This is a genomic window from Neobacillus jeddahensis (genome assembly GCF_000612625.1).
Taxonomy (GTDB): Bacteria; Bacillota; Bacilli; order Bacillales; family Cytobacillaceae; genus Neobacillus; species Neobacillus jeddahensis.
Genome location: NZ_CCAS010000016.1, coordinates 1 through 21,322, shown reverse-complemented (window position 1 = coordinate 21,322; position 21,322 = coordinate 1). Strand labels below are relative to the sequence as shown.

At 37.3% G+C, this 21,322-nt stretch carries 22 protein-coding genes and 1 other annotated feature (1 of these 23 cut by a window edge); of the genes, 14 read left to right on the top strand and 8 right to left on the bottom strand.

Going from position 1 to position 21,322, the window contains the following annotated elements; genetic code table 11:
* Positions 1–189: a binding site (T-box leader), on the top strand (it extends 29 nt beyond the left edge of the window).
* A gap of 80 nt (positions 190–269) precedes the next feature.
* Together proS and TY15_RS09630 are read left to right on the top strand one after the other, a co-directional pair.
* Positions 270–1,700 (top strand): proline--tRNA ligase, encoded by a 1,431-nt coding sequence (proS, locus tag TY15_RS09635; RefSeq protein WP_040209612.1) that lies wholly within the window; start codon positions 270–272, stop codon positions 1,698–1,700.
* A gap of 119 nt (positions 1,701–1,819) precedes the next feature.
* Positions 1,820–2,398: a GNAT family N-acetyltransferase gene (locus tag TY15_RS09630; protein ID WP_040209611.1), complete on the top strand. Its 579-nt coding sequence runs from the start codon at positions 1,820–1,822 to the stop codon at positions 2,396–2,398.
* A 23-nt stretch (positions 2,399–2,421) separates the two neighbouring features.
* Here TY15_RS09630 and TY15_RS09625 read toward each other — a convergent pair whose 3' ends face one another.
* Both TY15_RS09625 and TY15_RS09620 read right to left on the bottom strand, forming a co-directional pair.
* Positions 2,422–3,003, bottom strand: coding sequence for a YdcF family protein (locus TY15_RS09625; RefSeq protein ID WP_040209610.1), 582 nt, complete (start codon positions 3,001–3,003; stop codon positions 2,422–2,424).
* Between the two features lie 165 nt (positions 3,004–3,168).
* The gene (locus tag TY15_RS09620) at positions 3,169–4,017 is read right to left on the bottom strand and encodes a DegV family protein (RefSeq protein WP_040209609.1); all 849 of its coding nucleotides are present in this window, start codon (positions 4,015–4,017) and stop codon (positions 3,169–3,171) included.
* A gap of 291 nt (positions 4,018–4,308) precedes the next feature.
* On the opposite strand from TY15_RS09620, the gene hmpA reads away from it, so the two are divergent.
* From hmpA to TY15_RS09600, 4 genes are all read left to right on the top strand, one after another.
* The gene (gene hmpA, locus TY15_RS09615) at positions 4,309–5,523 is read left to right on the top strand and encodes an NO-inducible flavohemoprotein (RefSeq protein ID WP_081799374.1); all 1,215 of its coding nucleotides are present in this window, start codon (positions 4,309–4,311) and stop codon (positions 5,521–5,523) included.
* Positions 5,524–5,784: 261 nt separating this feature from the next.
* The gene (locus TY15_RS09610; RefSeq protein ID WP_040209606.1) at positions 5,785–6,561 is read left to right on the top strand and encodes an SGNH/GDSL hydrolase family protein; all 777 of its coding nucleotides are present in this window, start codon (positions 5,785–5,787) and stop codon (positions 6,559–6,561) included.
* Positions 6,562–6,574: 13 nt separating this feature from the next.
* Positions 6,575–7,489: an ABC transporter ATP-binding protein gene (locus TY15_RS09605; protein ID WP_040209605.1), complete on the top strand. Its 915-nt coding sequence runs from the start codon at positions 6,575–6,577 to the stop codon at positions 7,487–7,489.
* Positions 7,482–8,462 (top strand): ABC transporter permease, encoded by a 981-nt coding sequence (locus TY15_RS09600; protein WP_040209603.1) that lies wholly within the window; start codon positions 7,482–7,484, stop codon positions 8,460–8,462. Before TY15_RS09605 ends, TY15_RS09600 begins: the two co-directional genes overlap by 8 nt.
* A 249-nt stretch (positions 8,463–8,711) precedes the next feature.
* Here the strand turns inward: TY15_RS09600 and TY15_RS09595 are convergent, their stop codons facing one another.
* Positions 8,712–9,935, bottom strand: coding sequence for an NAD(P)/FAD-dependent oxidoreductase (locus TY15_RS09595; protein WP_040209602.1), 1,224 nt, complete (start codon positions 9,933–9,935; stop codon positions 8,712–8,714).
* A 273-nt stretch (positions 9,936–10,208) separates the two neighbouring features.
* Between TY15_RS09595 and TY15_RS23135 the strand changes: the two genes are divergently transcribed.
* Together TY15_RS23135 and TY15_RS25125 are read left to right on the top strand one after the other, a co-directional pair.
* The gene (locus tag TY15_RS23135) at positions 10,209–10,757 is read left to right on the top strand and encodes a hypothetical protein (RefSeq protein ID WP_052353740.1); all 549 of its coding nucleotides are present in this window, start codon (positions 10,209–10,211) and stop codon (positions 10,755–10,757) included.
* A 181-nt stretch (positions 10,758–10,938) separates the two neighbouring features.
* On the top strand, positions 10,939–11,064 hold the full coding sequence (locus tag TY15_RS25125) for a hypothetical protein (protein ID WP_257000309.1): 126 nt from the start codon (positions 10,939–10,941) through the stop codon (positions 11,062–11,064).
* Positions 11,065–11,119: 55 nt separating this feature from the next.
* Here TY15_RS25125 and TY15_RS09585 read toward each other — a convergent pair whose 3' ends face one another.
* Positions 11,120–11,341 carry a twin-arginine translocase TatA/TatE family subunit gene (locus tag TY15_RS09585; protein WP_040209601.1) on the bottom strand — a complete coding sequence of 74 codons (222 nt, stop codon included), beginning with the start codon at positions 11,339–11,341 and terminating at the stop codon, positions 11,120–11,122.
* A gap of 129 nt (positions 11,342–11,470) precedes the next feature.
* On the bottom strand, positions 11,471–12,520 hold the full coding sequence (locus TY15_RS09580; protein ID WP_040209600.1) for a M42 family metallopeptidase: 1,050 nt from the start codon (positions 12,518–12,520) through the stop codon (positions 11,471–11,473).
* 220 nt (positions 12,521–12,740) lie between these two features.
* Here TY15_RS09580 and TY15_RS09575 point away from each other — a divergent pair, with 220 nt between their 5' ends.
* A complete protein-coding gene (locus TY15_RS09575; protein WP_040209598.1) occupies positions 12,741–13,052 on the top strand; it encodes a hypothetical protein in 312 nt (103 codons plus the stop codon).
* Positions 13,053–13,118: 66 nt separating this feature from the next.
* Here the strand turns inward: TY15_RS09575 and corA are convergent, their stop codons facing one another.
* Positions 13,119–14,069 carry a magnesium/cobalt transporter CorA gene (corA, locus tag TY15_RS09570; protein ID WP_040209596.1) on the bottom strand — a complete coding sequence of 317 codons (951 nt, stop codon included), beginning with the start codon at positions 14,067–14,069 and terminating at the stop codon, positions 13,119–13,121.
* A gap of 180 nt (positions 14,070–14,249) precedes the next feature.
* Here corA and TY15_RS09565 point away from each other — a divergent pair, with 180 nt between their 5' ends.
* Genes TY15_RS09565 through TY15_RS09555 form a run of 3 tightly spaced genes read left to right on the top strand, consistent with a single transcriptional unit; the run spans position 14,250 to position 17,780 of the window.
* A complete protein-coding gene (locus TY15_RS09565) occupies positions 14,250–15,587 on the top strand; it encodes a spore germination protein (RefSeq protein ID WP_052353739.1) in 1,338 nt (445 codons plus the stop codon).
* A 22-nt stretch (positions 15,588–15,609) separates the two neighbouring features.
* Positions 15,610–16,683 (top strand): GerAB/ArcD/ProY family transporter, encoded by a 1,074-nt coding sequence (locus tag TY15_RS09560; protein ID WP_040209594.1) that lies wholly within the window; start codon positions 15,610–15,612, stop codon positions 16,681–16,683.
* The gene (locus TY15_RS09555) at positions 16,680–17,780 is read left to right on the top strand and encodes a Ger(x)C family spore germination protein (RefSeq protein WP_096911912.1); all 1,101 of its coding nucleotides are present in this window, start codon (positions 16,680–16,682) and stop codon (positions 17,778–17,780) included. The genes TY15_RS09560 and TY15_RS09555 overlap by 4 nt, the downstream gene beginning before the upstream one ends.
* 40 nt (positions 17,781–17,820) lie before the next feature.
* On the opposite strand, the gene TY15_RS09550 is transcribed toward TY15_RS09555, so the two are convergent.
* Positions 17,821–18,987: a TIGR04053 family radical SAM/SPASM domain-containing protein gene (locus TY15_RS09550; protein WP_042374373.1), complete on the bottom strand. Its 1,167-nt coding sequence runs from the start codon at positions 18,985–18,987 to the stop codon at positions 17,821–17,823.
* Between the two features lie 279 nt (positions 18,988–19,266).
* Between TY15_RS09550 and TY15_RS09545 the strand changes: the two genes are divergently transcribed.
* On the top strand, positions 19,267–19,890 hold the full coding sequence (locus TY15_RS09545) for a TVP38/TMEM64 family protein (protein ID WP_040209709.1): 624 nt from the start codon (positions 19,267–19,269) through the stop codon (positions 19,888–19,890).
* Here the strand turns inward: TY15_RS09545 and TY15_RS09540 are convergent, their stop codons facing one another.
* A complete protein-coding gene (locus TY15_RS09540) occupies positions 19,891–20,241 on the bottom strand; it encodes a hypothetical protein (RefSeq protein WP_040209593.1) in 351 nt (116 codons plus the stop codon).
* Between the two features lie 412 nt (positions 20,242–20,653).
* On the opposite strand from TY15_RS09540, the gene trhA reads away from it, so the two are divergent.
* Complete coding sequence (gene trhA / locus TY15_RS09535) at positions 20,654–21,301, top strand: PAQR family membrane homeostasis protein TrhA (protein WP_040209591.1); 648 nt, start codon at positions 20,654–20,656, stop codon at positions 21,299–21,301.
* The last annotated feature ends 21 nt before the right edge of the window (positions 21,302–21,322 follow it).

The window sequence follows — 21,322 nt, the reverse complement described above, 5'->3', positions numbered from 1 at the left end:
GAAATTGTCTTACCAAGAGAGGGAGCCAAAGGTGTGAGGTTTCTTAAGACGTTCAGTTGAACCTGCCTCCGAGTTCTGTATCGGATCATTTTTTGAAGATACAAGCGGATAAAATCCGTTATCATGGAGAGAGTTTAAAGCTATTGCTTTATGAATTTAGGGTGGTACCGCCAGGCCTTGGTCCCTTTTTGAGGATCAGGGTCTTTTTGTGTGGAAAATCGGAAGCGACCGTTAAGCTCTTTCTTATAAAAAATTAATGAGGTGTCAAGATGGCTAAAGAATTTGTAAAAGACGTTACTAGTATGGACGAGGATTTCGCTCAGTGGTATACAGATGTTGTAACGAAAGCAGATTTAATTGATTATTCAAGTGTTCGTGGTTCCATGATTATTCGCCCATACGGATATGCTTTATGGGATAATATTAAGAATGAACTGGACCGTCGCATTAAAGAAACAGGACATGAAAATGTATATATGCCATTGTTTATCCCTGAAAGCTTATTGCAAAAAGAAAAAGATCATGTTGAAGGTTTTGCACCAGAAGTGGCATGGGTGACACATGGTGGTTCTGAACCATTAGCAGAAAGATTGGTGGTACGCCCAACATCAGAAGTTTTATTTTGCGAGCATTACAGTAATATCATCCATTCTTATCGAGATTTACCAAAGCTGTATAACCAATGGGCGAATGTTGTCCGCTGGGAAAAAACAACACGTCCATTCTTAAGAACATTAGAATTTTTATGGCAAGAAGGTCACACAGCCCATGCTACCGATGAAGATGCTATGGAAGAGACCATTAAAATGCTAAATGTTTATGCAGCTATTTGTGAGGAAATTCTTGCAATTCCAGTGGTAAAGGGACAAAAAACGGAAAAAGAGAAGTTTGCAGGTGCAAAAGCGACGTTCACAATTGAGAGTTTAATGCATGATGGAAAAGCATTACAGTCTGGGACATCTCACCATTTTGGTACGGGATTTGCTGAGGCTTTTAATATTCAGTACACAGATAAAGAAGGAAAATTACAATACGTACACCAAACTTCATGGGGCTTTACGACAAGAATTATTGGAGCACTGATCATGGTTCACGGGGATGACCGCGGTCTTGTAATTCCACCTAAAGCTGCACCAACTCAAGTGATGATTGTTCCAATTGCCCAACATAAAGAAGGCGTTCTTGATTTTGCTTATGATTTGAAAAAGTCACTTGGAAATGTTGCACGTGTGGATATTGATGCTAGCGATAAAAAGCCAGGCTGGAAGTTTAATGAGTATGAAATGAAAGGTATTCCAGTGCGTCTTGAAGTAGGTCCAAAGGATATTGAGAACAAGCAAGTGGTTTTAGTAAGACGTGACACATTAGAGAAAGTGTTCGTTCCTTTGGATCAATTAGAAACGAAGATTGTTGAATTATTAGATGAAATTCAATCAAACTTATATAATAAAGCATTGAATCATCGTGAGCAAAGAACCTCAGTTGCATTAACACTTGCTGAGCTAAAAGAAACGCTAGAAGCTAAACCAGGCTTTATTAAGGCAATGTGGTGCGGTGAATTAGCCTGTGAGGAAAAAATTAAAGAAGATACAGGTGCAACATCTAGATGTATGCCATTCGAGCAAGAACAGGTTTCAGACAAGTGTGTATGCTGTGGACAAGAAGCTGATAAAATGGTTTATTGGGCAAAAGCATACTAAAAATAAGTAATTGAGTGGGCTCTTCCGTTTTGGGAGAGCTTTTCATATTCCCCAGATTAAAAAGGATTTAACGTATTTTCTAGCGAATCCTAAAGAGACGGAGGAGGGTATGAAAATAGATGAAGCCGATCTTAATTGATTTTCCAGAAGAATTTTATACGAAAAGATTATTTATTCGAAAGCCAATGCCCGGGGATGGGAAGTCAGTATATGATGCAATGCAGGCATCATTACCAGAACTAAAGCTTTGGATGTCTTGGGCTCTAAACGAGCAAACAGAGCAAGATGTTGAGGCCAATATGCGGAATGCCCATGCGAAGTTTTTAACGAGAGAGGATCTAAGATTTCATCTATTTAATAGAGAAACCGGGGGATTCATCGGTTCCTCTGGTTTACACCGAATTAATTGGGATGTGCCCAAGTTTGAAATTGGCTATTGGATAGATTCTCGTTTAAGCGGGAAGGGCTATATGACGGAAGCGACTGAAGCCATTACGGAATTTGCTTTTACTGAATTAAAGGCAAAACGAGTGGAGATTCGTTGTGATCAAGTAAATAGCAAAAGTCGTGCCATTCCCGAGAGGTTGGGCTTTACATTAGAAGGGATATTGAAAAATGATAGTTTGTCTGTCGATGGAGTAGATCTGCGCGATACTTGTATCTATGCAAAAATAAAAAGGAAAACTCGACCATTTTAGTCGAGTTTTCCTTTTTTATCAGTCTAAAAAAAGTGCTTTAAATAATATTTGGTAATGGCTAAGTATTCACGTGTGTACGATTTTAAAACTGCCTTCCATGGAGTCTCTGCTGGAATTCCCTTAACCTCCAAGTTATGGTCATGGGCAATTGACAGGGCACGATAGAGATGAAATTTATTTGTTACGACAAGTCCTTCGCTAGCATCACCAGGAATTAACTCTTTCGAGAACTCAATATTTTCATATGTATCAGTGGATCGATCCTCCATTATGATACGAGACTCGCTAATTCCTTGCTTGACGAGTTCTCTTTTTATGGCTTCCGCTTCAGAAATTTCTTCGCCAGGTCCTTTTCCCCCAGAAGCAATCACTACAGTGTTCTCATTATTCTTTAAGTACGCCCCAGCAGCATTTATTCTGCTGGCAAGCGCCAATGAAGGAATAGTCCCTCTAACCCCTGCCCCAAGAACAATTAAGTAATCAGCATTCTTAGAAGGTGTTTCATCACTATACTGACTGATTTTATATTGTAATATCCCAACATAAATCAAACCTATTACCACTAAGAAAGCAATTAAACGTAACATTGTCCTCTTTTTCTTCATCTTTTCAAATCCATTCCTATGATTTAATTAGTAGTTTTGTTCATAGACTAATTATATTTTGATAGTACCATATTATAACAATTTTTGTCGTTTAATAAAAAACGATAAAAGGCACATGAGTCTCTCATGCACCTTTTATGATACTCCTTTTAAAAAAGCAAGTTTTTATTCACAAACCCACGACAATCCAAGTGTCCCAACACCAGTATGAACACCTGCAACTGTTATGAGCATTAATATTTCTGTGTCTAATTCAGGGAGTGCTTCCTTCAAACATTTTTCAAAACTGATGGCTTTTTCTAAATCATTAGCATGTACTATGGCAACTTTTTTTACTATTTTAGTTTCGAGGTCTTCTTTTAATTTTGCAACAAGCCATGCTAGTGCCTTCTTCTCAGTCCTGACCTTTTCCTTAATCTGTGCCGCTCCATCTTCAATCGCTAGAATCGGCTTAATATTAAAAAGTGAGGCTAATATTTTTTGACTACCAGATACACGACCGCTTTTGTGCAGTTGATCCAAATTGGATGGAACCAAATACAAACGAGTGTGCTCACGTAATGCCTTTAATTGTGTTACCACTTCTTCGGCTTCTATTCCCTGATTTACGAGATCAAGTCCTCGTTGAATTAAAAAGGAGAGAGGATAGGAACCAGTTTGTGAATCTATCGCAAATAGTTTAAAATCTTCCATTTCTGCCGCACAAACAGATGATTGATAGGTTCCTGTTAGAGTACTAGAGGCATGAATCGCTATACCAAAGTCATAATCTTTCTTTAACTTTTGATAGAGCTCGACAAAGTCGTTAATAGAAGGTTGAGAAGATTGAAATTTACCTTCTTCTTTTTCCATTCGATCATAAAATTCCTGTGCGGAAATATCGATCGTTTCCTTGTAGAATTCATCATTAATCACAACGTGCAGGGGAATGACATGTATATCATGCTTCTCAATAAATTCCTTACTTAGCGAAGCAGTCGTATCAGTGATCCAGGCAATTTTTCCTCTAGTCATTATTCTCTTCCTCCAGTACATTCACTGATTATGCCAACTTCAAAGGAACTTCAATAACAACACCCTGGGCATAATCTTCATTAACTAGGTTTAACGATACAAGAATGTCATCCTATCAACTAGTTATATTTGTCATGTGTAAAATTGAACATTTTGTGACGATTGCCGGATATGTCCGAGAAAAGGGAGCAAATTATAGTGAAGTGTGATTTGAATCACTTATTTGCTGTGTTTAATTCCATATAATAAACACTATGTTCATAGTAAAAAACATCATAAGGAGTGTTTAGTTTGTTAAATCAACACACAATTGACATCATTAAATCAACTGTACCCGTTCTTGAAGAACACGGAGAAAAGATTACCACTCGCTTTTATCAGCTAATGTTTGGTAACCATCCTGAGCTATTAAATATATTTAACCATGCTAATCAGAAACAAGGTAGACAACAAAAAGCACTTGCAGGAACCGTTTATGCTGCGGCGATGTATATAGATCAGCTTGAAGCCATACTTCCGGTCGTAAAACAAATTGCCCATAAACATAGAAGTCTTGGCATAAAGCCCGAGCATTACCCAATCGTTGGAAAGCATCTCTTACTAGCGATTAAAGAGGTATTAGGTGATGCTGCAACGGATGAAATTATTGATGCCTGGGCCCAAGCCTATAACATGATTGCTGATGCTTTCATCAGCGTGGAAGCAGAAATGTATGACGAAGCAACAAATCAAGAGGGAGGTTGGAATGGCTTCCGTAATTTTATCGTTGATCGAAAAGTGATCGAAAGTGATGTTATTACATCCTTCTACCTTAAGCCTGAAGATAACGGGACAATCGCAGGTTTTATCCCTGGGCAGTATATTAGTATAAAACTGGAAATTGAGGGGGAGAAATTCACACATATTCGTCAATATAGTCTCTCAGATGCCCCTGGGAAAGATTATTACCGAATCAGTGTAAAACGAGAAGCTCAGCCGATGAATCCGGATGGAATTGTATCAAATTATTTACATGATGGTTTAAATGAAGGAGATATTGTGAAAATAAGTGCTCCTGCCGGTGATTTTGTACTGGATACGAAGAAAAATAACCCGCTTGTTTTGTTAAGTGGTGGGGTTGGTTTAACACCGATGATGAGTATGTTAAAAACAGTTGTAGACATTCAACCAGGTCGTAAGGTTACCTTTGTTCATGCGGCAGCAAATGGGAATGTTCATGCACTTAGAGATGAAGTAGAAGAATTATCAAGACTTGATCATGTTCAATCCTTTTTCTTTTATGATTCACCTACAGAAGAGGATCGTGTAAATGACCGTTTTGATGTGGAAGGGTATATCACTACTGAATGGTTAAAAGAAAGAACTTCCATTGAAGAGGGAGAATTTTATTTCTGTGGACCAGTTCCATTTATGAAAGCAATGAATCGTTCATTAAAAGCTTTAGGAGTAAATGATGACAGAATTCACTTTGAGTTCTTTGGCCCAATGGGTAATTTAGAAGAATAGAATCACTTAAAGCCGATTTCCTTGAGGGGAGATCGGCTTTTTTGTGAAGAATAGTTCTGCTGGTTATGAAATTGATTCATATGAGGTATGTGGGGATTTAACTACTAGAATTCATTTCACCATTTCATACGGAAGGATTTATTTGAAAAAGTTAACATTTATTGAACCTTTATGAAATTATCGCCAAGACAGGTCATTGAAAGTTTGATTTGCCAGTTAACTATGATTAAATAATAGAAAAGGCCAGAAAGGATGTTGTTCATGAACAAGAATACCATTCGTTCCATCACTGTCGTTGCCGCATTATTTTGCCTCATCTGGCTACTCGGACTGGGATGGGCAGTTGGTGAATATTATGCAGGGCAACCAGAGAAAGTTCCGACTACCAAGCTTGTAAACGAGAAGATTGAAAACAAAAAAGGAATAACGATTGTAGCCTTAGGTGATTCATTAACGAGAGGTACAGGTGATGAGACAGGAAAAGGGTATGTCGGTGTCTTGATGGATGAAATCAAGGAAAAGACAAAGCGTCCTGTTCAACTGACAAACCTTGGAATAAATGGTCAAAGATCCGATCAATTGCGGAAACAAGTTCAACAAACGGAGGTCGGCAGGCAAATTAAAAAGGCTGATTTGGTGTTAGTAACTATTGGCGGTAATGATTTGTTTCGTGGCGGGCAAGGATTAGAAGATTTTGCTACAGAGGATATTGCTGCAATTGAAAAAGATTATCTAGACAATCTAAAATTTATTTTTGATCAAATTCGTAAGAATAATAGTAATGCCAATGTATTTTTCATTGGTTTGTATAATCCATTTATTGAGTTAGACCAAGGAAAAGAAATGTCGAAGGTGGTCCGTCACTGGAATTATGACAGTGCAGAAATTAGTGCCGCCTATCCCAAAATTGTGTTTGTGCCAACCTTTGACTTATTTGAGTTAAAAGTAAATGATTACCTTTATTCTGACAAGTTTCATCCGAATTCTAAAGGGTACCGGTTAATTGCTGAACGGGTGGCCTCATTGCTCACCTGGTAAGGAGAGGATATAGATGGAGAAAAAAATTACATTAGCGGTCAAAAATTTAAAAAAAGTCATTGGTAAACGAGAAATTATTAAGGGTTTAACGTTTGATTTACGCGAAGGGGAAGTATTTGGTTTCTTAGGACCCAATGGCGCAGGGAAGACGACAACGATCCGTATGTTGGTAGGACTAATAAAGCCAACGGCAGGCAGCATTCGCATTTGTGACTACAACGTCGAAGAGCAATTTCAAGAGGCGATGAATAACCTTGGATGCATTGTTGAAAATCCAGAATTGTATCCATATTTATCTGGTTATAACAATTTGTTACATTTCGCTCGCATGATTGACGGAATTGGGGAAGAGCGGATCAAAGAGGTTACGGAGCTAGTTGGTCTTTCTGACCGCATTCATGACAAGGTGAAAACTTACTCATTGGGGATGAGACAACGATTAGGAATTGCCCAAGCCTTATTAGGTAGACCCAAGGTGTTAATTCTAGATGAACCAACAAATGGATTAGACCCTGCGGGAATTCGGGAAATGCGGCAATTTATCCGATTTCTTGCTGAAGAGGAAGGCCTAAGTGTCCTTGTTTCGAGTCATTTATTGAGTGAAATTCAATTATTATGTGATCGTGTGGCAATTATCTCTAGGGGGACAATTGTTCGGATTGATACCGTTCAACAGCTGTTAGCCAATCGTGAGCGAGTAGTCTGGCGTATATCTCCATTAGAAAAAGGTAAGCAAGTTCTTAGTTCCTTCACGTCCATTGAAGAAATGGAAGATGGAACGCTGTTGACGGAATTTGATGAGCAGAAAACACCAGAATGGAATAAACAATTGGTCAAAGCTGGTGTATCTGTTACCGAAATCTATCGGAAAATGCCAGTGCTTGAAGATTTATTCCTTGAATTGACAGGTGGTGACACCATTGAATAGACTTATACAAAATGAAATGATGAAGCTAATTGCTAAAAAGCGACTTGTCGTTATTGCCCTGATCATAGGAGTTTTGGTAATTCTATTTACATATGCACAATATAAACAAGTTGAAACACAACGTGAAAAATTAGGGACAAGTGATTGGCGGACGACATTACAACAGCAAATTGTTGATACAACGAATCGATTAAGTAGTAGTCGAATTTCAGATGAATGGAAAAAGCAACTGCAAATTTCACTGCAGCAGCAACAATATTATCTCGACCATGATATTAATCCATCAGAACCAGGTGCACCAACTTTCATCCGAATCTTTTTGGAAAGCTCAATCGATTTATTTATTCCTTTAATGGTTATGGTCATCGCAAGTGATTTGGTTTCCTCTGAGCATAGTCTTGGTTCAATTAAACTATTGTTGACGAGACCGGTGAAAAGGTGGAAGGTTCTCTTAAGTAAATATATTACCCTTTGCTTAGCCATTTCTTTAATCATAGCAATAGCGGGAGTCCTTTCCTATTTGATATCAGGAGTAGTGTTTGGATACAAAGGCTGGGGAGCGCCAATATTAACAGGCTTTAATGTGACAGATACTGGATTAAATACCTCTGAAGTAAAGTTATTAAGCCAATGGAAGTTCTTATTGATGGATTTTGGGCTTGTATGGTTTGTGGCAATTGTCGTAGGTACGTTGTCCTTCATGCTGTCAGTTTTAATTCGTAGTACGGCTGCAGGAATGGGCGTGATGCTAGCCGCTCTCATTTCAGGAGCCATTCTAAATAATATGGTGTCCTCATGGGAATCAGCTAAATACTTTTTTATGGTGAATTTACGATTAACTGATTATATGAAAGGAACCGCTCCTCCTATTGAAGGAATGAATCTTTCATTTTCCATGATGGTCTTAATTATTTGGTGGATTGCTGCTTTAGTGGTTTCTTTTATTGCCTTTACGAAAAAGGATGTTTATTAAAAAGACAAGCTATCCCTGATAAGCAGGAATAGCTTAGCATGATTTTGACTTTAAAGGTAGATTTCAATCTCCCTAGTGTAAGTAGGTTTCACTTCTTTATAAGTCAGCATGAAAACCCCCATCCCTATATGGAATGGGGGTTTCGTCTTAAATTGGGGGATTTAAGACATAAGTTTATAGCAATATATTTATACAAATAGCAAGTAGGGGGAGGGATGTCCTACTGCTAGGGAAATAAGCAAGGTGATGTTATTGTTTTGCTGTTACTTTAAGCGGTTCACGGTTTACACCAAAATGTTGTTTAATGATCAGTGCTGGGCCACCTAGATTAAAGAGGTAGCGAGCCTCAATAACGAGTTTCATAAAGGCCCCAATAAGACCAGATAAGCGTACATTCCCTACTTTACCTACACCAGCTTTCAGTCCGATCGATGCTACAGAACCTTTGTGATGATATTCAAATGCTGTTAAGGATTCTCCACGTAGTGCAGCGACAATATTTTTCGCACAAACAGGTGCTTGTTGGAGGGCGACCTGTGCAGTCGGCGCTAAAGCATTCTTTTCATCCTTCATGAAGATAGAGCAGTCGCCAATGCTAAAAACGTTTTTCATGTTTTTTACACGAAGATCAGCCTCAACTGCTATTTTTCCTCTCACAATTGGTAAGCCCCAATTATGAACAATTGTGTTTCCTTTTACACCACATGACCAAATGAGTGTCCGTGTGCGAACTTCTATATTATTTTCAAGTACCACTTTTTCAGGTGTACATTCGAGAATTTTCTTCCCCGTAATCAATTCGACATTTAGCTTTTCAAGTACCTCAGTTGTATATTGAATGGACTGCTTTGGAAAAAATGGAATCACAGATGGTGCAGCCTCAATGGCAACAATTTTAACTTTTTCAAATGGAACATTGTGCTCTTTACATAAGTTTGGAAGACCGTCAGCTAATTCGCCAAGCATTTCAACGCCGGTAAATCCGCCACCAGCTACAACAAAGGTTAGACGAGAAGGATCTTGATCTTGCTTATATAGGTTTAATTGTTTATTGATTTGGTGATAAATTGCTTTTGAAGTTCTAAAACTGCGAATTTCGAAGGCATTTTCTTTAATCCCAGGAGTACCGTACGTTTCTACCTCAAAGCCAAGCGCGATTAATAAATAATCATAGCTAATGCTCTCGCCGCCTTCTAGATGAACCTCTTGCGTATTAATATCTACTGAGGATACGGCAGCTTTGACAAAATGAGTTTTGCTTGGATTGATTAGTTCTGGAATGGACATGGCAATTTGGCGATCTGCTGCTGTTCCAACTCCTGTTTTATGAAGCTGTGTTGAAAGATAATGATATTCATGTTTGTTTATGAGGGTAACATCTGCTTCCCCAGATTTTAATAACTTCTCAAGACTCTTACTGGTCATAATTCCACCGTATCCGGCACCTAAGATAACAATTTTTGGCTTATTCATAAAACTTCCACTCCAATCCCCTTTTATATTTTTTAAATTAAATTGTGAATCAATTCACAATAATATTTTAAAAAATTAGAGCAAATGCTCTTTTCTTTTATGTGAAATCATTCACATATCTTCTATATTCATAGAATACGATAAATAAATTGACATCACAATAGGTTTTTGACTAAATATTTGTCGAAATGGTAAATTTTTTTTGACAAACTGGGCATGATAATTTCGTGCTGAAAAAAGCAACATATTTCAAAGGAATGGAAGGAGATCGTTATGAAGCTAAAAATGTTATTTCTTACTTTTGCACTATTAGTCATGGTGCCAAATTTTGCAGCAGCAAATATGAATATACCTGTCGACCATGAGGAAAAACCATGTGATTGTCATGAAGGCGGTCGCCATCATATGATGCATAAAGATTGGCAGGCTATGATGGCTGAAAGAGAGAAGCAGCTTCTCGCTTGGGTTAATCAATATACTCCTGACAAAAAGGAAGAATGGACAAAAGTTCTTGAGGAAAAGAAAAATCTTCGCGGCCAATGGATGAGCCCTGAAAATGCTGCCAAACGTGAACAATGGAAAAAAGAAAAAATGGCGACAATGCAGGAATTAAAGAAACAATTAGATGAAGGCAAGATCACCAAAGAAGAGTTTATAAACAAGTTGCATGGCGAGAAAAAGATGGGACATTGGAAGACCTATCGTGAATTAAAGCTGGCAGTAGAGAAAAAGGATAATAAACAAGTGGCAACCCTGCTGAATCAATTGTTAGAACAAACTAAACAGCATAATCAACAGATGAAAGAGAAATTAAAGAAGTAACTAAGTCGCATAAAAAAAGTCAGTTCCAGACTAGGATTGACTTTTTTTTATGCTTCGGATGATTATTATTCCATAGTAAATAGGGACTTAATCACCATATGTTTTGTCAATATTTTCGAGTTTTAAATGAGGCAGCAAAGGGAACATTTAAGTAGTAAGCAAGTTTTAGGAGGGGGTTTCCATGAAGCGAAAAGGTTTAATGATGACGACTATTGGCTTAGGAGCAGCATATTTACTTCGCAATCCAAAATCGAGAAAGAAATTAATGAATCAATTCCAGGCATTTGCGGAAAAATCGAAACGATAAAAAGTCTTATTAAAAAATGCATCCCCCTATTTGAGGGGATGCATGAAACACTACTTTATTTTTTTAAATCAACTTTTTTGGCTTCTTTTAAATCGTCTTTTAAATCGTCTTTAAATTCTTCCTTTAAATCATCTGCAATTCCCTCAGTTGCCTTTTTAAATTCACGTATTGTTTTTCCAGCAGCACGGCCAATTTCAGGTAGTTTACTCGGGCCGAAGATAACTAAGGCTACTATTAGAATCAAAATTAATCCTGGAACACCTATATTAGAGAACATTTGTTACATCTCCTAATCTTAATTCATTCGACTTCCCGTTTATTGTACCTTTTTTCTCCGGATTGTTCTAGTACGAACATTTTACGTTGCTAACCCATTTAATTCAACGCTGGAAGGCTTTTACCTTTCTTATAAAACCATGTCTGACTGGACGTAATGATATAAAAGTTTTGCGGTATGTTCTATTGATGCTTGGTGTGTCCGTTCGAAAGCGTGTGATGAATCAATTCCAGGACCAATTAGGCCGTGAACAATATCATGACCGGAGCGGATCGCAGCTGAGGCATCGGAGCCATAGAATGGATAAATATCTAGTTTATAATCGATATTATTTTCTTCGGCAAGTTGGACTAATTGTTTACGTAATCCATAGTGATAGGGACCGCTCGCATCTTTGACACAAATGGAAACGGTGTATTCATCAGTGGATTGACCATCACCCATCGCTCCCATATCCACTGCTAAATATTCAACCGTTTCAGGCGTGATATTCGAGTTACCACCATAACCAATTTCTTCATTATTGGAAATTAAAAAATGTGTGGTATAAGGTAAAGTAATATTTTCTGCTTTAATTTGCTTCATTAATTGAAGCAAGATGGCAACGCTAGCTTTATCATCCAAATGTCTTGATTTAATGTAGCCACTTGTCGTTACTTCCACACGCGGGTCAAATGAAACAAAATCGCCCACTTCAATCCCAAGTGCTCGAACTTCTTCGGCATTATGTACTTTTTCATCGATTCGAATTTCTATATTTTCCTGATTCCGTTCTGCTTTTCCAGCATCCTTATAGACATGGACGGAGGTTTGGTGCATTAAAATTGTCCCTGTGAATTTCTTAGCACTGCTTGTTTCAATTTGGCAGTATTCTCCTTCAATGGAGTTGTATTTAAATCCTCCAATCAAATCAATCTTTAATCTCCCATTTGACTTAATTTCCTTTACCATTGCGCCGAGTGTATCAACATGGGCCGTTAACATCCGATGTTTACTTGTGTTTTTTCCTTCTAATGTTGCAATTAAACCACCTTTTCGGTTTCTGACTGATTTAATTTGGAGCTCAGCTAAAAATTTTTCGACGAAAGTGATGACCTCATTTGTATTACCGGATGGACTCGGAATGGACACTAAGTCTGCAATTAATTTAACCGTTTCATCTGTTTTTATATGAACCATTGATGGTCCCCCTTTCTGAATTTTCATTCGTTACTATTATACATAAAATCAAAATTCCCATGTGAAAAAATAAGATATTGGTCAACTTTTTACGTCCTTACGCATATGTTAATGGGTGTTGAGGGTTTAAAAGTGATATATGTGGGCATAAATGGAACTATTCTAATTATTTTAAAAATTGTGGTTGTGAATCACATTTGTACAAACGGAGGAGAAAAGGTTGACCAGAGTAGAACTATATAACCAAAAGGCGAAGCAATTTTCTTGGAGAGGTCTATTTCTTTTCATTGTAGCTTGCATGATTCTATCGTTAAGTTTCTTTGTTTTTCGCTACTACTATCAGAGTACGATCGAAATAGAAGCACCATCAGAGGATTTAGGGGAAAAGGTTGTTATTCATTTACCGAACGGACAAAAGGTATATACGTATGATAATTTAATCTTTAAAAAAGATGGGAAGACCTTTTATAAAGGCGAGCGAAATACGATCGACTTAACGGGTGGGACCGTTGACTATCAAGAGTGGGAGTAACGATAGTAAAAAAGAACAGGTAGCATGATTAGATTCACTAGTCCTGCTGCCTGTATTTTTATGTGCCTATTTAAACCATCCTTTTTTCTTAAACCATAATGACATAGCGACTGTAACGATGACCATTAGGAATAAAGAGCCAAAGTACCCATATTTCCAGCTTAATTCAGGCATATAGTGAAAATTCATACCATATAAACCTGCGATGAAGGTAATGGGCATGAAAATCGTAGTGATAACCGTTAATACCTTCATTACATGATTCGTTTGATGGGAATTGAGTGAAATATAGCTATCTCGAATGTCAGTCGTTAATTCACGATTCGCCTCAACCATTTCCGTTAATTTTAATAGATGGTCATGGATATCAGAAAAGTACTCATGTTTTCCTTGAATGTAAGTTTCCCGTTGAGAGTTTAATATTCTATATAACAGATCACGCATCGGGGTAATCGTATGCCGTAAAGAAAGTAGGCGATGTCTCGTGCCAAATAAATCATCTAGCAATGTTTCCATCGATCTTCCTTTTGAATTCTCATCAATTTCAGATAGCATATCTTCAATTTGATATACATGTGGGAAATAATGATCGACCATTTGATCAAGGACAAAGTAAAGAATATGCGAGGGATCCCACTTTTCAATAGTTTTTGACACGGTTAATCTTTCCCATACTTCATCGATTACGCTTGATGGTTGATGATGAAAAGTGACGATATAATTCTCACCAAGAAAGAAATTAATCTCTTCTCTAGACATTGATAGTTCATTAAGTGCTTGTGTAACAAAAAATGTATAGCCCTCGTAGTAATCCAGCTTCGGACGTTGCAAATGGTTCACGCAATCTTCTATTGCTAAAGGATGGAAAGAAAGAGGGCTTCTAAGAAAGTCTATTTCTTCCTTGCTTGGCTGGTGAAAATCAATCCAGTACCAACGAAAATCCCCGTTGACCACCTCTGCAATCTCAACGTTGTTTAACACATCAAAATTATTATCCACTGCAATTATTCTAATCATAAAATCTCCTTATTGTCATTCTTCTCTATCCACTATAATCGATTGGCAAAATAAAATAAACAAACACGAACGGAATGAATTTTTAAAGAAGTTCAATCGATACGGGGAACTACTTTTTAGAATAAAATGCCAATCATAGCGGGACATTATGTAGAAAGAAGTTCAATGAGAGGTAGAAAAATGCCATCAAACAAAGTTCAAATAATCAAAGAAAGCTTGAGAAATAAAATTCTGCCGTCTGAAGATGTTGTTTATAAAGAACTCCATACAAAAGAAAAATACATTGAAATACTCTATATTAAAACAGTCAGTGATGGAATGGTTATTAAAGATAATTTGATTATCCCTTTTTTCGAAATAGCTAATCCTGACCAGTTTTTAGATTATCTTCAATCGCTGCCTACTATAAAAATGTTTGAAAAAGAGGATGGTGCTCTTGATGAATTAATTAGAGGGGATGCCATTCTGTTTTATCAGGACCATATTTTCCTGTTGGATAGTAAGGTTGATCGAAATAACTCGGTTTTGGATACAACTGTTGAAACAACCATTCAAGGCCCACAATCAGGGTTCAGTGAAAGTTTACCGACGAACATCGGACTTATTAGGCAGAGATATCCTCAAAACACACTAGAAGTGGAATCAACAACAGTTGGGACCATTTCAAAAACGAAAGTCATGATAATTCATGATCGTAAGGTTGCCGACATACAAACATTACATAAAATAAAGCAATTTTTATCATCCATTGACATTGAAATGTTTCAAACAGGGGAACAATTGTTAGATATCATAAAAAAAAGCAACCGGGCACTCATACCCGTAATGCTTGTGACGGAAAGACCTGATAGGGTGGTAGTGAATATCGCTGCTGGAAAGATTATTTTACTTGTCAGTGGGTCTCCATTTGCGGTTGTCCTTCCAACTGTCATGAAGGATTTTATGTCGTCGATGGAAGATATTTATCAAACCTATTGGGTGGCAAAATTTTTACTGGTTTTACGGTATATCGGTTTTATGACTAGCCTAGTTCTCCCAGGACTTTATGTGGCAGTAACCAGTTATAATCCCGAGTTATTTAGGGTTCAATTAGCGTTAAATATCGCTGGAAGTCGGACAAGTGTCCCATATCCATCATTTATAGAGGTATTGCTAATGCTGTTTATGATGGAAATGCTGACTGAAGCAAGTATTCGGCTGCCAAAAGCAATTGGACCAACGGCAACAACAGTAGGAGGGTTAATCCTTGGACAAGCAGCAACGGAGGCAGGACTTGTCAGTAATATTATGATTATCATTACATCTTCAGTGGCCATTTCAAACTTTGTTGTTCCCATCAACGCTTTCAGTTTTACACTAAGAATTATGAAATATTTTGTCTTAGTCTTGGGAACCATCTTTGGTTTAGTTGGTGTCGTGTTTGGATTTTTGCTGCTGGTGGCCTATATGGTGAAACTAGATAGCTTTGGACAGCCATTCCTTACCCTGATTCAAAGTAAACCGAGTAAGAAATTGTGAAATTATTAGGAGGGGGTGGGCTATGAATCGTTACTTTTTATATTTAGTGTTACTGAATATGCTCATTAATGTCATTATTTTTGTACCGAAGATTTTAATTGAATATCGTTATGATGGAGCTGTAATGGGGGTGTTAATCGCCATTCCCATTGGCATTGCTTTAAACTACCTTTTTAGCACTACTCTCACTAAGTTTCCGCAACAAGGTCTTCCAGAGATAATAAGTCTACTTAAGCATCACTGGTTCGGAGTAGTACATTTAGTTGGCATTCAACTGGTATGGTTCACAGCAGGGCTAATTACATTGATAAGTTTTATTGATATTTTAACTCGATTTATTAACCCCGAGATGCCTAAGCTACTGCTACTAACCATTTTTTTAGCTGCATTATTTCTAATTATTCAGATGCCGACAGATAGGGTTATGTATCTTTTAGAAATTATCCTTTTCCTCAATACTCCCTTAATTGCCTTTATTATTTTTAAGGCATTCTCAAATGAGTATCTTAGTTGGGATTCGATGCTAGAGGTAGGCACGCATATATGGGCGTGGCCTAGTTTAAAAGCGATTGCTGCGGCAACCTACTGCTTTTCAGGTTATACAAACTTAATTATCTTTAATAGAGTCATAAAAGGGAAATTAAAATTATGGAATTTCTTTATTATTACAGTTTTAGGGGTGTTCAATTTATTTACTACATTCTTTATCCCAATTGGGTTCCATGGTTCAGATGGGGCTCAGGAACTGCTTTATCCATGGATCACAACAGCAGATTCACTTCGATTAGTCTATAGTCCGATTGAACGTGTTATCTTCCTATTTCTTATGTTCTATATGAGTATATCCCTTATGAGTATCTCGATTCATTGGCATGTGGCTTTAGAATTATTAAAAGGAACCTTTAGGGGAAAGGTCAATATGAAAAAGAATTGGATCGTGCTTAGCTTCTTTGGTGTTTTCTCTGTTATCGGTGTTATTTATCTGAACGCACTGCTGTTAAATAAAATAACTGTGTACTGGTTGATTGGACGTTTAGGCTTTGAACTTCTCGTGGTCTGTATATTTTTCTTCTGGGCTAGGAGGCGGGCTGCTTGAACTTCTTAAACAAATGGAAGTATTTGATGATTGTGGTTATGTCCGTCCTTTTGTTAACAAGTTGTGGTTTTAAAGATATTGATAAGCGATATTTTGTGGTTAGTATCGGAGTGGATCTGGATAAAACGAATAGTAAACGTTATTTGGTTAGCTTAAAGTTCGCAGTCTCAAATGCTTCAAAAGAAACTCCAACTGAATTCCAAATTATTTCGGAAAAGGCAAATTCCATGTCAGAAGCAGTTAGAATGATTAAAACAAAGGTGGATAAAGAGATTGATTTCAGTCATGCTAAAGCCATCGTCCTCAGTGAGGAATTGGTTAGAGAAAAGGGGAATGCCGGTATTTATTATTGGTTTGCCCGCAGAAGAGATATCCAAAAAATCTCTTGGGTAGCCATTGGTCGTCCTAGTGCTCTCAAGGTCTTAAAAGTAAAACCTAAGTCAGAGCGTATTCCATCAAATGCCTTGTTCCTTTCATTAGGAAAGGATGGTTCGGAGAGCCCTTATGTGATGTCAGAATTCCTATTCGACATGAAATACAGGTTAATTGAAAGAGGAATAGACCCAGTCCTTCCTATAATAGATGCCAAAAAGGGTTTTTTTGAAATAAATAAGGTTGGTTTATTTAATAAAAGTCATATGATATTGACACTACCACCAGAAGAGACAAAAATATTAAATTTTCTTAGAAGACGTGAGGAGAAAAGTTCAAATAAGATTACCAGAGGAAAAACGACGATCGTTATTGATACCCATAAGGTAAATACGAAATATAAAATAGTAACGCCTAAAGGAAAAGCACCCTTTATTAAGGTAAATGTATCAGTTGAGGGGAATTTGGAGGAAACTACAAAGCGGGTCCCAAAAGAAAAATTATCTGATTTTGAGAGAGCCGCCGAAAAATCAATCAGTAAGGAAGTTAAAAATATACTTGTTAAAATTCAAAAAGCGAATCTAGATCCGATTGGATTTGGATTGCGGTACCGTTCTAGGCACTTCAATAATGATGATTGGGAACAATGGAAACAGATTTATCCAACGATTGCCTTTAAAGTTCAAACAAAAGTTCAAATCGAGGATACAGGGTTAATTGAATAAAGAAGGAGGCATTCCCTTAAGATGAAATGCCTCCTCTAAATTATATAGTTGTTGTAGACTCTTTATTCCGCATGGCTTGTGGAATATACACACAGAATGGTTCACTTTCCAAATAGTCCCCTGTAACGGCAAAGGTTCTTGAACGGGAACCACCACAAATTTTGTTATACTCGCAAACGCCGCATTTGCCTTTATAATTGTCAGGCTGGCGAAGTTCCTTAAAGACCTTGGCTTCCCGATAAATTTCAGCAAGTGGCGTATCACGGATATTCCCGCCAACAATTGGCAATAAACCACTAGGCATGACGTCACCAGTGTGGGAGACGAAGGCAAAACCATTTCCATCATTAACCCCTTTTGGAGCACGTTTTAAGCCATCATGCATGGAAGCGAAATCAGTTGTAATGGTGTCTTCGTAATGAAGTTCTCCTTTTTCAATTAAATGATCCCGCTGTTTTTGTTGTAGGACGACTCGACGATAATGCTGTGCTGCGGTTGTTTTAATATCGTATGGTGCGGTCTTACTTAAATCGTACAACCAGCGGAATACCTTTTCATGTTCAGCTGGAGAGATACAAGCATCCATTTGACCACGGCCAGTTGGTACAAGTAAGAAAATATACCACATAACAGCCCCAAGTTCTCCGACTAGTTTGGACATTTGTTCAAGCGAATCATAGTTATAGCGTGAGATGACCGTATTGATTTGTAACGGCATATCTAATTCATTTAAGTATTTAATTTTTTCTACCGTTAAATCAAATGAACCTGGGGTTCCGCGGAAATGGTCATGAATCTCAGGGGTTGGTCCATCTAAACTGAAGCCCCAGCGTGATAAACCGACGTCCTTAAAGAGTTTCATTTTCTCCTTGGTCACATTGTCCGTTGCGCTAGGTGTCATGGAAACGCGCATTCCCTTTTTGATTGCATAATCAGCAAGCTGATAAAGATCTTCTCTCATCATACAATCCCCGCCGGTAAAGACGAGCATAGGATTATCCATTTCGTAAATTTGATCAATTAGATTAATGCCTTCTTCGTGTGTTAATTCTCTTGGATCTTTTGTGAGTTGAGCATCAGCGCGGCAGTGAACGCATTTAAGCTGACATGCTCGTGTTACTTCCCAAATGACAATAAACGGATTCATATCATAATCAATTTTCATTCCTGCTCCATGTGGATGTCCCATTGAATGTGGATGTCCCATTGAATGTGGATGTCCTTTACCAATACCTTGCATATTTATCACCAAATTCTGTTTTATTTTTAACCATAAAAACGATTTCTATAGGTTAATTATAATTTTAACCAGATGAAGTGCATGGTAGCTTTGTTACAATATTTCTACATTCCTATTACATGTTTGTGAAGTTATCAAGGTCTTTAAGCTTGTAAATCAGCAAGGGATTACTTTACTATTAAGACAAACAATTCTGAATAAATTGTAGGAGAAAAAGCGTCAGGTATGACGAGGAAGGATAATCAGATGATTAAAAGAATGAGTAGCGTTGGTATTTTACTAGTCATTATTATTCTTGGTTTCTTGCAGAAGGATGATTTGCTAGAAATGATTAAGCAAGGCGGAAATTTATCCATTTTGATTAGTATGTTAATGGTAGCGATATGTGTATTTTTTCCGATTATTCCTTTTCCTGTATTAGCAGGGGTAATCGGAGCGGTCTTTGGTGCTACCTTAGCGGTGTTTATTTCGTTAGCGGGCGCTATCGTCGGGACAATGGCCTTTTTCTTTTTAAGCAGATATGGATTTCGGGATTTTGCAGTAGAGAAATTAGCAAAATACCCGAAAATAACGGAGTACGAGGAGTTTCTAAACCGTAATTCGTTTGTGGCAATTTTAACGTGCCGCCTTATCCCTATTATTCCGGCTCCTATTGTGAATATTATTTGTGGATTGAGCGGTGTGAAATGGATCATTTTTTTCGTGGCATCAACGCTTGGGAAAATTCCTAACATTCTAATCCTATCTTATGCTGGTTCACTTTTTAGCAGTAATAAACTTTATTCGATTGGGATATATGGTTGTTATGTGCTCATTATTTTCTTCCTAAACTTGGTGATAATCTACAGAAGGACAGCTAATAAAACTTGATTAAATAACTTGTTGAATAGTAAAGTCGGATGATTTATCGACATTGATGATTTCTTTAAAAAAGCTTTTTAAGATAAGCCATTTTGCGGGATAGGTATAAATAAAATCAGCAATAGCTGGAAGTGAATAATAGACTAAACAGTCAAACTGGCTGTTTTCTTTTTTTAGATCATAGAGTAGGGCATGTGGAATGCTATAATATTCATTCAATTGGTGCGGATTAAGCGTGACTACTTGTATGTTTTGAACAGATAGAAAGTTCTTAATGGCTTGTTCTTGCATTTGTATACTTTCTTCTTTCGAAAAACCTTCAAAACTGATCCTCTCATTAATAAAATAGATTCCCTTCATTACTAACACCCTCTCAGTTACACTTAGTTGATATTGTTATTGACAGGGTTTTAGAAATGTATACTTACGATTAAAGAAAAGTGTTTTGAAAAGAAAAAATGGATATGTAGACAAAAAAATTACCCGGCTACATAACCGGGCAGTTAAACAAATCTATATAAAAGGGGGCGGAGGTTTAAGGTTCTTCCGAGAACCTATTTACATTGTATTGGACAAATATGAACAAACTATTAAGGTTTAATTAATAGTTTAAGAAAGGTTCGGTGGGAAATTATTTTCCGTTTCTGTCATTTTTCATATGATAAGTGTCCATTGTCTAGGATCTATGAACATGTTATTTTGATTAAATAGATGTGAATTTATTTGAAACTCTCCCTGCGTGGAGTAGTAAGTATAGAAAGGAGTCTTATCATTGGCAGCAACACATACTTTTTCTAAACAGGAGGAAATAGCTAATTCGATTACACATGGAATTGGAGCATTACTTAGCATTTCTGCCTTAGTTATTTTAATTGTTTATGCATCCCTTTATGGGTCAATTTTGCATGTCGTTAGCTTCTCGATTTTCGGTATTACTATGTTCATCCTTTATATGTCCTCCACCTTGCTCCACAGTTTACCTGAAGGAAAGGCCAAGGATGTGTTTGAGATTTTAGATCATTCCTCCATTTATTTTTTTATTGCGGGGACCTATACGCCTTTTTTATTAATCGTCATTAAAGGGACATTGGGTTGGTCACTCTTCGGCGTCGTTTGGGGTCTCGCTATTGCTGGTACCGTATTTAAATGTTTTTTTGTAAAAAAGTATTTATTTAGTTCAACCATTCTCTATGTCATCATGGGATGGTTAATTGTTTTAGCCTGGAACCCTTTACTTGAAAATCTTTCGCCAGAAGGGTTGATGTACCTAGTCATCGGCGGCGGTGCCTATACACTGGGAGCGATCTTTTATGTTTGGCGGGCTTTCAAGTATCACCATGCGGTATGGCATCTCTTTGTAATGGTTGGAAGTATTGCTCATTTCTTTTGTGTGTTATTGTATGTCTTACCAATTAAATGAAGAACAGCACTCAGAGTGCTG